Source organism: Rhizobium leguminosarum, from assembly GCF_002953715.1.
In the GTDB taxonomy this organism is placed as follows: Bacteria; Pseudomonadota; Alphaproteobacteria; order Rhizobiales; family Rhizobiaceae; genus Rhizobium; species Rhizobium leguminosarum_V.
In genome coordinates this window covers 2,814,977-2,829,740 of sequence record NZ_CP025012.1, presented here as the reverse complement: position 1 = coordinate 2,829,740, position 14,764 = coordinate 2,814,977, and the positions used below count along the sequence as shown (strand labels likewise).

The 14,764-nt window shown below is 61.2% G+C and carries 14 protein-coding genes; 8 read left to right on the top strand and 6 right to left on the bottom strand.

All coding sequences use genetic code 11. From position 1 onward, the window contains the following. Positions 1-54: 54 nt before the first annotated feature. The 3 genes from CUJ84_RS14360 to CUJ84_RS14350 form a co-directional block, all read right to left on the bottom strand. Complete coding sequence (locus CUJ84_RS14360; RefSeq protein WP_075224073.1) at positions 55-678, bottom strand: TetR/AcrR family transcriptional regulator; 624 nt, start codon at positions 676-678, stop codon at positions 55-57. 61 nt (positions 679-739) lie between these two features. Then, positions 740-1,657 carry a bifunctional helix-turn-helix transcriptional regulator/GNAT family N-acetyltransferase gene (locus CUJ84_RS14355; RefSeq protein WP_075224072.1) on the bottom strand — a complete coding sequence of 306 codons (918 nt, stop codon included), beginning with the start codon at positions 1,655-1,657 and terminating at the stop codon, positions 740-742. A 218-nt stretch (positions 1,658-1,875) separates the two neighbouring features. Beyond that, positions 1,876-2,595 carry an aspartate/glutamate racemase family protein gene (locus CUJ84_RS14350; RefSeq protein ID WP_075224148.1) on the bottom strand — a complete coding sequence of 240 codons (720 nt, stop codon included), beginning with the start codon at positions 2,593-2,595 and terminating at the stop codon, positions 1,876-1,878. 157 nt (positions 2,596-2,752) lie between these two features. On the opposite strand from CUJ84_RS14350, the gene CUJ84_RS14345 reads away from it, so the two are divergent. From CUJ84_RS14345 to CUJ84_RS14330, 4 genes are all read left to right on the top strand, one after another. Then, positions 2,753-3,217 (top strand): Lrp/AsnC family transcriptional regulator, encoded by a 465-nt coding sequence (locus CUJ84_RS14345; protein WP_075224071.1) that lies wholly within the window; start codon positions 2,753-2,755, stop codon positions 3,215-3,217. A gap of 108 nt (positions 3,218-3,325) precedes the next feature. Beyond that, the gene (locus CUJ84_RS14340; RefSeq protein WP_075224070.1) at positions 3,326-4,591 is read left to right on the top strand and encodes an NAD(P)/FAD-dependent oxidoreductase; all 1,266 of its coding nucleotides are present in this window, start codon (positions 3,326-3,328) and stop codon (positions 4,589-4,591) included. 210 nt (positions 4,592-4,801) lie between these two features. After that, positions 4,802-6,748 carry an elongation factor G gene (locus tag CUJ84_RS14335; RefSeq protein WP_075224069.1) on the top strand — a complete coding sequence of 649 codons (1,947 nt, stop codon included), beginning with the start codon at positions 4,802-4,804 and terminating at the stop codon, positions 6,746-6,748. A gap of 129 nt (positions 6,749-6,877) precedes the next feature. Continuing rightward, on the top strand, positions 6,878-7,960 hold the full coding sequence (locus tag CUJ84_RS14330; RefSeq protein WP_075224068.1) for an acyltransferase family protein: 1,083 nt from the start codon (positions 6,878-6,880) through the stop codon (positions 7,958-7,960). Positions 7,961-8,064: 104 nt separating this feature from the next. Here the strand turns inward: CUJ84_RS14330 and CUJ84_RS14325 are convergent, their stop codons facing one another. After that, positions 8,065-9,111: an NAD(P)-dependent alcohol dehydrogenase gene (locus CUJ84_RS14325; RefSeq protein WP_011652713.1), complete on the bottom strand. Its 1,047-nt coding sequence runs from the start codon at positions 9,109-9,111 to the stop codon at positions 8,065-8,067. Positions 9,112-9,316: 205 nt separating this feature from the next. Between CUJ84_RS14325 and CUJ84_RS14320 the strand changes: the two genes are divergently transcribed. From CUJ84_RS14320 to CUJ84_RS14310, 3 genes are all read left to right on the top strand, one after another. Next, positions 9,317-10,225 carry an AraC family transcriptional regulator gene (locus CUJ84_RS14320; protein ID WP_105006717.1) on the top strand — a complete coding sequence of 303 codons (909 nt, stop codon included), beginning with the start codon at positions 9,317-9,319 and terminating at the stop codon, positions 10,223-10,225. Positions 10,226-10,316: 91 nt separating this feature from the next. Further along, the gene (locus CUJ84_RS14315; protein WP_105006716.1) at positions 10,317-11,372 is read left to right on the top strand and encodes a glycosyltransferase family 2 protein; all 1,056 of its coding nucleotides are present in this window, start codon (positions 10,317-10,319) and stop codon (positions 11,370-11,372) included. Further along, a complete protein-coding gene (locus CUJ84_RS14310) occupies positions 11,372-13,054 on the top strand; it encodes a hypothetical protein (RefSeq protein ID WP_105006715.1) in 1,683 nt (560 codons plus the stop codon). Before CUJ84_RS14315 ends, CUJ84_RS14310 begins: the two co-directional genes overlap by 1 nt. A gap of 11 nt (positions 13,055-13,065) precedes the next feature. Here CUJ84_RS14310 and CUJ84_RS14305 read toward each other — a convergent pair whose 3' ends face one another. Continuing rightward, a complete protein-coding gene (locus CUJ84_RS14305) occupies positions 13,066-13,431 on the bottom strand; it encodes a DUF4087 domain-containing protein (protein WP_105006714.1) in 366 nt (121 codons plus the stop codon). Positions 13,432-13,453: 22 nt separating this feature from the next. Next, complete coding sequence (locus CUJ84_RS14300; RefSeq protein ID WP_199788712.1) at positions 13,454-13,933, bottom strand: hypothetical protein; 480 nt, start codon at positions 13,931-13,933, stop codon at positions 13,454-13,456. Between the two features lie 141 nt (positions 13,934-14,074). Between CUJ84_RS14300 and CUJ84_RS14295 the strand changes: the two genes are divergently transcribed. After that, a complete protein-coding gene (locus CUJ84_RS14295; RefSeq protein WP_197727754.1) occupies positions 14,075-14,740 on the top strand; it encodes a TetR/AcrR family transcriptional regulator in 666 nt (221 codons plus the stop codon). Positions 14,741-14,764 lie beyond the last annotated feature (24 nt).

Here is a 14,764-nt window from a genome sequence, read left to right as displayed (position 1 = left end):
GCCACCCGTTTCGGGCCGTGCAGCGACTTACCGCTCCGGGAGAGTGGCTTAATGTCAGGTCACCAGCCTCATCGCGGCTTCGGCGACGGCCGCCATTTCTTCGCCGCTGCGATCCACCTTGCCGATGACGCGCATGCCTTTGGTGATGCAGAGAAGTGCAAGCGCGGTGGCTGCTCTATCGAGGTCTGGAGAAATCGAGCCGTCGGACTGGCCGAGGCGGATCAGATCGGCCAGCAGGGCCTCGTCAGCCATGAAGGCGGCGGCAACACGCTCGGCCGCCTCGCCATCAAAGAGGGCGAGATCGCCGGTGCTGCCGACGACGAGGCAGCCGCGCCTGCCGGTTTCGCCGTGGGAGGAGGCCGCAAAGAAGGCGATTAGCGCATGGAGTTTGTCACGGCCGGTCTCGGCTTTGGCGAGTTCGGCATCGAGCATGCCGCGGCGGACCGCGCGATAGCGGTCGAAGGCGGCGAGGAAGATGCCGCGCTTATCCCCGAACGCCTTGTAGACGCTGCCGGCGGCAAGGCCCATGGCTTCGGTCAGTTCGCTGATCGAGGCGGCATGATAACCACGCTCGGAAAAAACGCGAAGGGCGGCATCGAGGGCCGCCTCCGCGTCGAATTCGCGGGGCCGGCCGCGGCCGCGGGTCTTTTCTTGATCTTTAATGGTCGCCGTGTTCATGGTTGCCTAATTAGGAAATGTTCGTTTCCAAATCAAGCGAATTTTTTGCGACGCAGCAAATTCAGAGATCAAGCACCCAGTTCTGGCCGTTTGCCTCGGGACCGAACATGCGATGTCCCTCCTCGGAAACAAGCCGGAAGCCCGCCTTGACGTAGATGGCGCGGGCGGTCTCCAGCATGTCGTTGGTCCAGAGCGAGAGTTCACGGTAGCCTTTATCCCTGGAGAAGTGGATGCATCCGTCGACCAGCAATTTGCCGAGCCCGAGGCCGCGGGCTGATTTGTCGACATAGAGCAGGCGGAGCTTGGCGATGCCGTCGCCGCCATTGGTGACGAGGACCGAGCCGACATTGATGCCGCCGCGTTCGGCGATCCAGCAATATTCTTTGGCCGGATCGAAATTGGCGAGGAATTTTCCGGCGACCTCGGCGACCAGCGCCTCGAAGCGCAGATCCCAGCCATATTCTTCTGCGTAGAAGCGGCCCTGGCTCTGAACGATCCAGCCGATATCGCCGGCGCGGTGGGCGCGGATGATGGCCGGCGCGGGCTTCGCCGCCGGATCGAGCAGCGCGCGGATCGTGTGCATGGCGGAGACGGCGGCCTCCGGCTCGCCAGCCGCCAAGCGATCGAAACGGGCGGCGATCTGCGCATTGGAGCGTCGGCCGAGTTCCTCGAACGTCTCTCGTCCCTGATCGGTGACAATGATGACCTGGCTGCGAAGATCTGCCGGATCGGGGCTGGTTTCGATCAGCCCTTCGGCGCGAAAACGCTTTAGGATGCGGCTGAGATAGGCCGCGTCGAGCTGCAGGTCGCGGGCAAGCGCTACAGCGCTGATGCCCTCATGCGAGCCGATCTCGAAGAGGATGCGGGCATCGGTCAGCGTGAAGGGCGTGTCGAGATAGGCCTTGTTCAGGAGGCCGAGGAAGTTCGTATAGAAGCGGTTGAAATCGCGGGCGGTTTCGATGAGCGATAGGTTAGACATGATGATCTCCAAATGGAGATCTTGTCAGACCGCTGATAAAGTCGGCCAACTACTCTCTCGTCATGCTCGGGCTTGTCCCGAGCATCTGCAGCAGATCCTCGGCACGAGGCCGAGGATGACGCCGAGTCAAGAGCGAGGTTTGTCAACAAGCTGACAAGAATCTCCAGATGGAGTTCTTGTCCTGCATTTAATGGACTGAGTCAACTAATTCGGTGATGTCAGGCCGCTTCCTCTTCCGCGGTCTCGTCTGCACCGAGCGCGAAATCGACCGCCGCTCGCGCATGGATCGCCGTGGTGTCGAAGCCTGGCAGCGGCAAATGGTCGGGATCGAGGATCAGGCAAATTTCGGTACAGCCGAGGATGATGCTGTCGGCGCCGTTGTCGATGGCGCGTGCAATCACCGCCATGAGCTTGTCGCGCGAGCTGTCGAGCACCTTGCCGGCGCAGAGTTCGTTGAAGATGATGTCGTGCACGGCCGTGCGGTCGCTAGCATCTGGCACCATGATATCAACACCATGGCTCTTCATGCGGTCGCTGTAGAAGCCGTGCTCCATCGTGTAGCGAGTGGCGAGCAGCAACGGGCGCTTCCGGCCGGCCGCATGCAGCGATTTCGCCGTCTCGTCGATGATGTGGATCAGTGGCACAGAGATCTTCTCTGCGACCTTGTCGGCAATCAGATGCATGGTGTTGGTGCAGATGAGGATGCAGCCGGCGCCGGCGATCTGCAGGCGCAGAGCCACGTCGGCGAGGCGACGGGCGGCCATATCCCAGTCACCGGCCTTCTGAAGCGCGACGATCTCCTCGAAGTTCACCGAATGGAGGATGAGCTCGGCCGAGGCGAGGCCACCCTTGCGGTCACGCACCATCTCGTTGACGACACGGTAATAGACCGCCGAACTTTCGAAACTCATGCCGCCGATAAGGCCGATCGTTTCCATTTCTTCATGCTCTCCATGCTTCTGAACTTCGAAAATGATGCCGCAATCCCGGCGCGGCGTGTTTGCGTTGTTTGTCTCTCGTGTCAGATTGGTGATGGGATTTTGCGTCATTTTATGAAATCATGCAAAAAAGAGGCGAGAGGATTATGTTCCACACATGCTTGATGATCGCGACAGACGCATTCTGGACATGTTGCAGAAGGATGCGGGCATATCGGTGACCGATCTTGCCGAGCGCGTGGCTCTTTCGGTGTCGGCCTGTTCGCGGCGCATCCAGCGGCTGGAGGAGAGCGGCCATATCGCCCGGCGTATCGTCGTGCTCGACCGGGAAAAGATGGGCGTGCCGACGACAGTTTTCGCTCTGGTCAAGACGGCGCACCATTCCGACGAATGGACGGAAAGCTTCCGCAGGATCATCAGTAACATTCCCGAGATCGTCGAGGCGCACCGTCTGACCGGTAATCACGATTATATCCTGAAGATCGTGCTGCCGCGCGTCGAACACTACGATGTGATTTACAAGCAGATCGTGCGGAAGATCGAGCTCTTCGACGTCTCGGCCTCGATCTCGATGGAGCTTCTGAAGGGCGGCACGGCGATCCCCGTCGGGTATGCCGATTGAGTCAGTTCCACCGACCGGGATGCAGGGGAGGTATGCCGAAACGACAGTTGCAACCTTCGCGGCGAAGGCCACATTGGCTTTGAGCGAAATGGCGCAAAGGGGTAGGTCATGAGCGATCATCATGTCGTCGTTGTCGGCGGCGGTTTCGGCGGGCTGCAGCTCGTCAACGGGTTGAAAGGTGCCGGCGTCAAGATCACGCTGGTCGACCGGCGCAATCACCATCTCTTCCAGCCGCTGCTCTATCAGGTGGCGACCACCATTCTCTCCACCTCCGAGATCGCCTGGCCGATCCGCCGCCTCTATGCCGACCGGCCTGACGTGACGGTGCTGCTCGGCGAGGTCACGGGCGTCGACAGTGGCGCGAAGACTGTTTTCTTGCGCAACGGCATGACCCTTGGTTACGATACGCTGGTATTGGCGACCGGAGCGACGCATGCCTATTTTGGCCATGACGAATGGGAGCCGGTGGCGCCCGGCCTGAAGACGCTGGAGGATGCGACGACGATCCGCCGGCGGGTGCTGCTTGCCTTCGAGAAGGCGGAGATGGAGAGCGATCTGGCCGTGCGCGATGCGCTTTTGACCTTCACCATCGTCGGGGCCGGGCCGACCGGTGTCGAGCTGGCCGGCATCATTGCCGAGCTTGCGCATTTCACGCTGCCCAAGGAGTTCCGCAACATCGATACGCGCAAGACCCGCGTCGTGCTGGTCGAGGCTGGGCCGCGGGTGCTGCCGACCTTCGCCGAAGAGCTTTCGGCCTATGCTCAGAAGGCGCTGGAGAAACTCGGGGTCGAGATTCATCTCGGCAAGCCGGTGACCGAATGCAACGCCGACGGCGTGAAGATCGGCGAGACCTTCGTTGCCAGCCGGACGATCGTCTGGGCAGCCGGCGTCACCGCCTCGCCGGCGGCGCGGTGGCTCGGCGTTGCCGCCGACCGGGCAGGGCGCGTCGTGGTCGAGAAGGATCTGAGTGCGCCGGGTCTGCCCGACGTCTTCGTCGTCGGCGATACCGCCTCCGTCATGCGCGAGGACGGCAAGCCTGTGCCGGGCATTGCGCCCGCCGCCAAGCAGCAGGGCGGTTACGTCGCCAAGGTCATTCGCGCCCGCATATCCGGCAAACCCGCGCCGACGCCTTTCCGTTACTGGCATCAGGGCAGCCTGGCGACGATCGGCAAGAGTGCGGCGATCATCGATTTCGGTCCGATCAAGCTGAAGGGCTGGATCGCCTGGTGGATCTGGGGTCTTGCCCATATCTACTTCCTGATCGGCACCCGCTCGCGCTTCTCCGTCGCCTGGAGCTGGCTGTGGATCTATCTGAGCGGCCAGCACAGCGCCCGGCTGATCACCCAGCGGGAGACGATGCGGGAGGAGAGCTAGGCTCTTCTCGGTCCACCAGAGGCTAAGCCTCGAAGCAGCGATATAGCCAAACTTGACATATCTTCGGATCCGCCCTTAGGGTTTGCCCGGCGTCTTCCGGATACCACCGGGGGTTACGCATCCAGCCGTAGCTACAGCGAGTAGAGGTTCCAATGCGCCGATTCACTTCTCACGAAAATCACATTCGAAATTCTGAGAAGTTGGTGGTTCATGCGCACTTTGAATCTGGGCATCCTCGCCCATGTGGATGCAGGCAAGACTAGCCTTACCGAAAGACTGCTTTTTGACGCCGGCGTCATCGACAAGCTTGGCAGCGTCGATACCGGCAATACACAGACGGACACTCTCGAGCTCGAACGGCAACGCGGCATCACGATCAGAGCCGCGGTGGTGTCGTTCACGATCGGCGACAGGATCGTCAATCTCATCGACACACCCGGTCACCCGGATTTCATCGCCGAGGTCGAGCGGGTGCTCGGATTGCTGGATGCCGCTGTCGTCGTCGTTTCGGCGGTCGAAGGCGTACAGGCCCAGTCGCGGGTGCTGGTGCGGGCGCTGCGGCGGCTTGGCGTTCCCTTCATCTTCTTCGTCAACAAGGTCGATCGTCTCGGCGCGCGATATCAAGAGGTTGTCGAGGCCCTTGCCGCGCAGCTGGCGGTCCGCCCCATCGCCATGTCTTCGGTCATCGATGCGGGAGCCAAGCTTGTCCGGGTGGAGACGCTTGCTCTGGGAGACGAGCCACTCTTTTCGGCGCTCTGCGAGACCCTCGGGGAAAACGATGAGGCGCTGCTCGATGACTATGTACTCGCTCCCGATTGGCTGACGGAGGAAAGGCTCGGGCGCTGCCTGGCCGATCAGGTGGCGAGCGGCCTCGTGCATCCCGTCTTCGCAGGAGCCGCGATGACCGGCGTCGGCATCCCCGCCCTGGCATCGGCCATTGCGAAGATCCTGCCCGAGCGGCGCCCCAATCCAGATGGTCCGGTCGCGGGCAAGATCTTCAAGATCGAACGCGGCTGGGGCGGGGAAAAGCTCTCCTACATCTACCTGGCCTCAGGCACGGTGCGGCTCCGGCAATATCTGGACCTGCCCAGAGGCCCGGAACGGGTGACCGCGATCCATGTGTTCGAGGCCGGCCGGGTTCATGGCGCCGAGAGCCTCCGCGCCGGGCAGATTGCGCGCATCAGCGGCCTTGCCGGTGCCCGCATCGGGGATGCGGTGGGCGGAGATCCCGCCAGCGGGCAGGCCCACTTCGCGCCACCTACGCTCGAAACCCGGGTTCTTGCCCGAAGGCCTTCCGGCAAGGCGGCGCTCTGGCTGGCGCTGAACCAGATGGCCGAACAGGATCCCTTGATCAATCTGCGCCGGAACGAGGAGGCGGACGAAGTCTTCGTGTCGCTCTACGGCGAGGTGCAGAAGGAGGTTATCCAATCGACCCTGCTGACGGATTTCAACCTTGAGGCAAGGTTCGAGAAAAGCACTGTCATCCTGGTCGAGAGGCCCGTCGGGACCGGGGCCGGCCTGCAGATCCTCTTCAAGGAGCCCAATCCCTTCCTGGCAACCGTCGGCCTGCGCATCGAGCCGCGCCCTCCCGGGGCGGGCAACAGCTTTGCGCTCGAAGTGGATGTCGGCCAGATGCCTGTAGCCTTCTATCGAGCGGTCGAGGAGACGGTGTTCGAAACGCTGAAGCAGGGGATTTTCGGCTGGCAGGTCATCGATTGCCACGTAGCGATGACGGCAGCCCGGCACAGCTCGCCCGCAAGCACCGCCGCCGATTTCCGGCAGTTGACGCCATGGGTGCTGGCAATGGCGCTATCGGCCGCGCAGACCGTCCTCTGCGAGCCGATCGACCGCTTTCATCTCGAAACGCCCATGGAGAGCTTGAGCGGTGTGCTTACATTGCTTGCGAAATCGGCAGCGACGACGATGGATTCGGTGATCGCCGATGGCGTCGCCCGGCTCGAGGGCACCATGGCGTCTCAGGTCATCCAAAGCGTTCAGCGGCAATTGCCGGGCCTGACGAGTGGGGCGGGAACCATGGAAACCTCCTTCGATCACTACGCCCCGGTCGCCGGCGAGCCGCGCTTGCGCTGGCGCTCCGGCGCCGATCCGTTTAACAGTACCGAATATCTGCTGCGTCTGCGGGGCGTCCCCAATTAAGTACAGCCCTCGTCCTCAGCTGGTCTGACGGTGTATAGTGAACATCGATACAGAGCTATCCCCTCGCCAAAGGTCTCTGCATCTAATAATTGTAGCTCGCCAGCTTGGAGTAGAGCGTGAGATATTTGCATGACAAGTGACGTATCCGCTGAGGAGAAGCATCGTTTCTGGATGCTCGATTTGTTGCGCGGGGCATCTGCAATACTCGTACTCGTCTATCATTGCAGTAATGTATTTCCCGTCGCTTATGCTGCTGTCGATCTTTTCTTCATGTTGAGCGGCTTCGTTTTGGCGGAAAGATACGGCGAGAGCCTGTCACAGGCGGGCGGCCGTCGAAATTTCATTAGTCACCGTATTGCGCGATTGTATCCCGTCTACCTGGTTTGCACATTACTAGGCGCTGTTTCGGTTTTCCCATTGATTGGTCATCTTGAGAACTGGAGCGTCAGCGCTTTTGCCGTTTCCTCCGTTACCAGCCTGCTCATCCTTCCAGCGCCGTCAGATACTGTTCTCGGCATTCTGCCCTTGAACGGCCCGGCATGGTCGTTGTTCTTTGAAGTCGTGGCCAACGCGGTCTTTCTATTCACTGCGGCTCGTCTTCGGTTGACCGTTTCTATTGTCGTGTTATCGGCGCCGGCGTTCGTCGTTGCGTTGTGGTACTTTCGGTACCCGCCGGGCTCTGTTTGGGGCGATATTGTCGGGGGCTTTCCCCGGGTGCTAGCATCTTTCTATGGCGGAGTGCTTATCAGTTGTCTTTGGCGACGAGGCTTCCGCATCAGGCTTGCTGCCTGGCCCGGCTGGATTTTGGTGGCCGCTCTCACGGCGCTTTATTCGGAATTCGTCCTCACCGAGAGAAAATACTATCTGCTCCTGACATTTGCCGCTCACCCAATGATTATCTGGTTTGGCTTGGGTCTGGCAAGAAATGCACGGTGGGAACGCATCGCCACTTGGATGGGAGAGATATCCTATCCTCTCTACCTCGTGCACGTACCGCTGCTTATTCTTCTCGCAACGTATGGAGTGGGCGACTGCTTTGCTTTGCGCAATTATCTGGGGCTCGGAAATACCTCCTGGGGCGGTGAATGCCACCGAGACGCAATTCCGTTGGTGGTATTCGTTCTGCCCCTGTCATTGATGATGGCGCACCTCATTGCCATCTCGATACAGTCGCCTGGCCGAAAGTTGTGGCTTCGTTGGAGGCCCATCTAGTCGCCCAGGATTTACAACAGGGGACTACGCGCACTTCGACACGGCCGACGTCACAGGCACCCTGGAACGGGTGGGCGGCCCCCGAAGGAGCCGCCTCTCGTTTTTCAAGCCGCCAGCGAGGCGATGTCGATGACGAAGCGGTAGCGGACGTCGCTTTTCAGGACGCGTTCATAGGCTTCGTTGACCTGCTGGATGTTGATCTTCTCGATCTCGGAGACGATGTTGTGCTCGCCGCAGAAGTCGAGCATTTCCTGGGTTTCCTTGATCGAGCCGATCATCGAGCCGGAAATGCTCTTGCGGCCGGGGATGATCGAGAACGCATGTACGGGGATCGGGTTCTCCGGCGCGCCGACCACCACGAAGGAGCCATCCACCTTCAGGAGGCCGAGATAGGCATTCCAGTCGATTTCAGCGCTGACGGTGCAGATGATCAGGTCGAAAGTGCCGGCGAGTTTCGTGAAGGTTTCCGGGTCGTTGGTGGCGTAATATTCCTTGGCGCCGAGCTTCAGCCCATCTTCCTTCTTGGAAAGGCTCTGGGAGAGAACGGTGATATCGGCGCCCATGGCGGCGCCGAGCTTGACGCCCATATGGCCGAGACCGCCCATACCGACGATCGCGACCTTCTTGCCGGGGCCGGCATTCCAGTGGCGCAGCGGCGAGTAGAGCGTGATGCCGGCGCAGAGCAGCGGCGCGGAGGCATCGAGCGGCAGATTGTCCGGAATGGACATGACATAGCCTTCCCTAACGACGATCGAGTCGGAATAACCGCCTTGGGTCCGTGTCTTGCGGTCGGCTTCGAAGTCGTTGTAGGTGCCGGCGAGCCCCGGCATATACTGTTCACGATCAAGGTCGCGCTCGGCGCAGCCGATGCAGGAATCGACGAAGCAGCCGACGCCGACGCGATCGCCGACCTTGAATTTGGTCACATCGGAACCGACAGCCGAGACGATGCCGGCGATCTCATGGCCCGGCACGATCGGATAGACGGCGTTCTTCCATTCGTTGCGGACAGTGTGGATGTCCGAATGGCAGATGCCGGCAAACTTGATGTCGATAACGACGTCATCGGGGTTCGGGTTGCGGCGTTCGAAAGTGAAAGGGGTCAGCGGTTTGGAAGCGTCGGTCGCGGCGTAGCCTCTTGCAATAGGCATGGGAACCATCCTTTTCGATTGTGGGCGGGGGTTGAAAGAGATGGTGGACTATTGCCCGGAACTGCGGCAGAGGGTTAGAGCGATCCTCTCAGCTTTTTGCACGATCCTGCAAAAGTGAGACGCCAGCCTGTTTGCGAAATGGCCAAGGCACTCTAGATAAGAACGGTATCGCCGGCGTCAGACAGTTGACAGAAAGAGTTGCCGCATGACTTTGCCCTTCAGCCCCTATCAGGAAATTGTCGATATCGCGATGCGCTTCGCGGCTGGTGACGGCGAGTTCGCGACTGATATCGGCAATCTTCACATCAGCCGTCGCTCCAAGCCCAGCGATCCGCTGCACAGCAGCTACCGGCCGTGTTTTGCCTTTGTACTGCAGGGAGCCAAGAGCCTGCGCCTCGGCACGGAACTTATCAGCTACGGGACTGGGGACTATCTGCTGACCTCGCTCGACCTGCCGGTCGCCTGGCGCGTCACGGAGGCGAGCCCTGAGGTTCCGCATCTCTGCCTGGGACTGGCAATCGATTCCGAAAAGCTGCTGGAGTTGCTCAGCCGCATCGATATTCCGCGCCCGGCCGCCGATACTGACGGGCAGCGCGGGATGGCGGTGAACGTCGCTCCGCCGGAGCTCCTGGATGCTGCCGTCCGCCTGCTGCGCTTGCTCGATCGTCCAGGCGACATTCCTGCCATGGCGCCGCTGATCGAACAGGAAATCCTCTACCGGGTGCTGACCGGGCCGGATGGCGCGCGGCTGATCAACATCGCCACTGCAGACAGCCACAGCAACAGGGTCGCGCGCGCCGTCGCATGGCTGAAGGAGAATTTCGCGCGGCCATTGCGCATCGAAGACCTTGCCGACCGCGTCAGCATGAGCGTGTCGTCCTTCCATCATCACTTCAAGTCGGTCACGGCGATGACGCCGGTGCAGTATCAGAAGCAGCTTCGCCTGCACGAGGCGCGCCGTCTGATGCTCGTGGAGCGGCTCGATGCGGGCACGGCCGGTCACCGCGTCGGCTATCAAAGCCCGTCGCAGTTCAGCCGCGAATACAGCCGCCTCTACGGCGCCTCGCCGGCCCGCGATGTCGACGGCGCCCGCGACGTCATGGCGGCGGAATAGTCGGCCTTGCGACCGGTAGCCAATCGTTAAAGGATGTTTGACGTTTCGTCGCTAGTCTGGCGCCAAACATCAAGCAGGCACCGACGTCAGCATGGCGCAAGTCCCATTTCTTTCCATCGTCGCGCCTTGTCACAACGAGGAAGAAGGGCTGCGCGAGTTCTGCCGCCGCGCTGCCGCCGCCGCTCATAGCGTTGCCGGCGATGCCTTCGAGCTCATTCTCGTCGATGACGGCTCCTCCGACCGCACCTGGGAGATCATTTCGGATCTGGCGGCTGATGTGCCGCAGGTGCTCGGCGTTCGTCTTCTGCGCAATCATGGCCACCAGCTGGCATCGACGGCGGGTCTTTCCCCGTCGCGGGGCGAGCGCGTGCTTTTGATCGATGCCGATCTTCAGGATCCGCCCGAGCTGCTCTTGATGATGATGCCGATCATGGAGCGCGGCGCCGACGTCGTTTACGGCCAGCGCACGCGCCGCCAGGGCGAAAACTGGTTCAAGCTGGCCTCCGCTTCGCTTTTCTATCGCGCTTTGTCCAAGCTCGCTTCCGTGACCATCCCGCGTGATACCGGTGATTTCCGGCTGATGCGCCGGCGCGTCGTCGATATCCTGCTGGCGATGCCGGAGCGCGATCGCTTTATCCGTGGCATGGTCAGCTGGATCGGCGGCAGGCAGGTGGCTCTTCCCTACGAGCGTGACGCCCGTTTTGCCGGCACGACGAAATATCCTCTGCGCAAGATGATCAATTTTGCCCTGGATGCGATCACCAGCTTTTCAACGACACCGCTGCGCATCAGCACATGGCTTGGCATGATGAGCGCGGGCGTCGCGATCGCCTTGCTTGTCTACACCTTCGTTCGCTGGCTCGAAGGCGAAACGGTCACCGGCTGGTCGTCGATCATGGCCGCCGTCAGCGCCTTCAGCGCCATCCAGCTGATCTGCATCGGCATCATCGGCGAGTATCTCGGTCGTCTGGTACAGGAGAGCAAGAAGCGGCCGATGTTCATGGTCGAGACGATCGTGCGCGGCAGTGAACACGCAGAACTGTCGATCGCTTTCTCGGAGATGAGCGCCAGCGACAGGCGCACGGCGCTGGATGCGGCCTTTGCATCCGGTGAGCCGCGGTCGCAAAGGAGCAGTCGGATCGGATAATGGACCGGATTGCTGCGCCTGCTTTGGCCGCTGTGGGGCCTGAGAAATTGATTGCCAGGCAGGACTCTACCGTTGCGATCGTTGCTTTCGTCGGGCTTGCCGCGGCTTTGGTCCTCCTGTTTCCCTTTCCACCGGTTCTCGATTACGCCAATCACTACGCCCGTATCTGGCTCCTTTCGGGCGGGATAGACGAGCAACCGTTTCCTGAGATCTATGCGGTCGATTGGAACCGCACCTTCACCAATGTCGGGATCGACGTTCTGGCCACCTGGCTGGGGCCGCTTGTCGGCGCCGACAGGCTTGCGCGGGTTTTGCTTTTCCTGGCGATCGTGCTGCCGCCGCTCGGGGCGATCGGCCTGCACCGCGCGCTTTTCGGTGGTCGGCACCACTGGCAGACCGCGATGCTGTCGCTCGGCTGGTGCGCCACCATGATCGGTGGCTTCATCAACTTCCAGATCGGTCTCGGCATGGCGCTCGGCTTTGCCTGCATCGATCTCCGTCTGCAGGGTAGAAATCCCGCCCTGCTTTTTGCCTGGCGGCTCGCCGCCGCGCTGCTGTTCACAGTGATGCACATCTTCGCACTTGGCTTCTATATGGCGATCGTCTGCGGCCTCGAATTTTCCTGGCGCATCGACATAGTGCGATCGAAGCCGGGTCTGATGAGGCTCGCCGGCCGGTTGGTGCTGGCGCTTGGCGCCTGCGTCCTGCCGCCGCTCGCGCTCTACCTTCACACGGCAGCTTTGCCCAACGCCGGTGGCAACGGCCTTGGCCTTGTCTGGAACGACGGCGTCGTACTGATCCTCATGAATCTGTTCTCCGCCATCACGACCTATGTCCCGGTAGTGGATGTCGTGCTGATTCTACCGCTGATCCTCATCTGCACACGCGCCATACGTGCGGGTGATATCCGCATCCATGCGGGGCTTGCCGTCGCCGCCTGCTGCCTGCTGCTGCTCTCCTGTGTTTCACCGCGCCACATGCTGGGCACTGGATGGATCAGTTGGCGCTTTCCGATCATGACGGCGCTGGTCGCCATGGCGATGATGTGCCCGTTTGCCAATCTCACACGCCGGCATGCGCTGCTGCTAGCGCTCGTCATCAATTTCGCGGTCTTCGGCCGCACTGGCTGGGTGGGTTGGAACTGGTGGCTGGCACAGAAGGATGTTGCTGCCGTCGAGGCTGTGCTCAAAAGGGTGCCGGCCGGTGCCGCCGTGCTGCCTTTGGGACACGAACCCGAGACGGTGAGCGGTCTTGCCCACTCCAATCGGCATTTTGCCTGGGGACTGGATACTTTCCGGCACCTGCCGACGCTTGCCGTGCCTTTCTCGCATGCTTTCGTTCCGACGCTCTTCACGGCAAAGGGCAAACAGCCGCTTTCCGTTCTGTCGCCCTGGTCCGAGATCGCGGTTCCCGAGGGCAATCTGCTGTCGATTGGTGTGCTTTCATGCCCGACTATGATGCAGCAATATCGAGACTTCACACCCTATCTGTCGGATTGGGGCAGTCGTTTCGATTTCGTCCTCGTCGCCAACGCCGATATTCCCGACCGCTATGTTGGCACCTTCATGCCGGCCGGCCTGGCGCTCGTCGAGGATACCGGATTCGCCAAGCTTTACAGGATCAACAAGGCGGTGCCGGCAGAGCCTTTCGCCATCCCGGCAGGTTGCGCCACGGCGTTATAAGCCGCGGCTCATCAGCCGGGGAATTTCAGCGCCTTGTCGGCACGGCATTTGGCGAGCTTTAGCTGGCGGAAGGAGAGGATTTTCGTGATGCGCTCCTTGCCGTCCGTCTCCACACTCATGCAGGCGCAGGCGTAGCCGTAATTGCCGTTGGTTCTCACATACTCATGTTCGGAGATGTCGGAGATCAGCTCCATGCCTTCCACCTCGCCGGCATCGTCGCCCTGGGTCATGATCGTCCAGGTGTTCTCCGCGTCCTCCAGCCACCAGTTGGCGGGCGTCGGATTCTCGATCCAGCCGCAGCGCGTTTCGGCCGCCTGTGCGTTTGCGGCGATGGTGAGAGCTGCGGTGATGACTGCGGCTGTTATCGGGTATTTCATCTGCTTTCCTCATCGCCAGATTTCAGTTATTGATCGCGATGATCGCCCAATGGCTCGCCTCGCAGGCGGTGTCGTCGCAGACCGCGCCCATCCAGACGGCGCCGCCGGCCAGCATGACGCCGTCGCTGTTGACGAAGAGATCTTCGTATTGCTGGCGTCCTACGGCGCGGCGCGTCTCGGGCGTCACGAGATCGTCGAAATTGTCAATGAAATCCTCAGCATTCTCGACGTCGTAGGTCTCGCCGTTGGCCTTGACCGTCAGCGGGTATTCGGCAAGGCCGGCGATGGTTTCGGCGTCGCCTGAGCGCATCGCCCGAACAAGTTGACGCAGCGGCCGGTCGAAGCCTGCGGCATCGCCGTGCAGTTCCTCGATGCGGTTATAGACATCGCTGTCGGCCTGCGCGAGAGCGCTTGAGCCGTCAAGGAGGATTGCTCCGAGCAGGAGAAGAGCTGCAGACAGGCGTGACATCGAAGCCTCCGGGCAAATGCTATAGCGCGACATTATGCGATCGCCGAGGATTCGCGCCTATCCAATTCTGGTGTTTCATCGCGGTTTCACGTATTAAAAAAATCTATCTGGACTTCTTGACGACCTGATCGGTTTATCGCATAAACCTCACGAACCGTACCGTACGGTACGTATATGGGAGCCATGATCGTGTCCGTCGATACCGCAGAGCCGAGCGAATTTTCGCCGCGCCAGAACGCCGTTCTGGAGCAGGCGCTGCGACTGCTCGTCGATGGCGGCGAGAAGGCGCTGACGACTTCGGGCGTCGCGCGTGCCGCCAATTGCTCGAAGGAAAGCCTCTACAAGTGGTTCGGCGATCGCGACGGTCTGCTATCGGCGATGATTGCCTATCAGGCCAGTAAGGTGCGCACCTTCGAACGCAACGGAGAGCGGCTGACGGCGGCGAGCCTGCACGACCATGTCGTCATTTTTGCGCGTGACCTGCTGGAAGTGCTCGCCGGCGACGTCTCGCTGGCGCTGAACCGGCTGGCGATCGGCCAGTCGAACCGCGACGGTTCGAAGCTCGGCAAGCTGCTGCTCGAGCGCGGCCGTCGCCAGATCGACCGGCGCGCCATGGCGCTGATCGATGCCGGAAAGAGAGCAGGGCTCCTGCGTTTTTCCGATGCCGACGAGGCTTATCACACGCTTTACGGCCTGATCGTCTCCGACCTGCATGTGCGCATGCTGCTCGGCGAGCCAGGCCTCAAGGATACCGCGCGCCAGGCGGAGAGGGCGGTGACCGCCTTCCTCAGGCTCTATGGCACGGACAAGGTTCTGGCGGAGATGCCGGTTCTCGGCTGATTCCGCTTTAATGACAGTCAACAA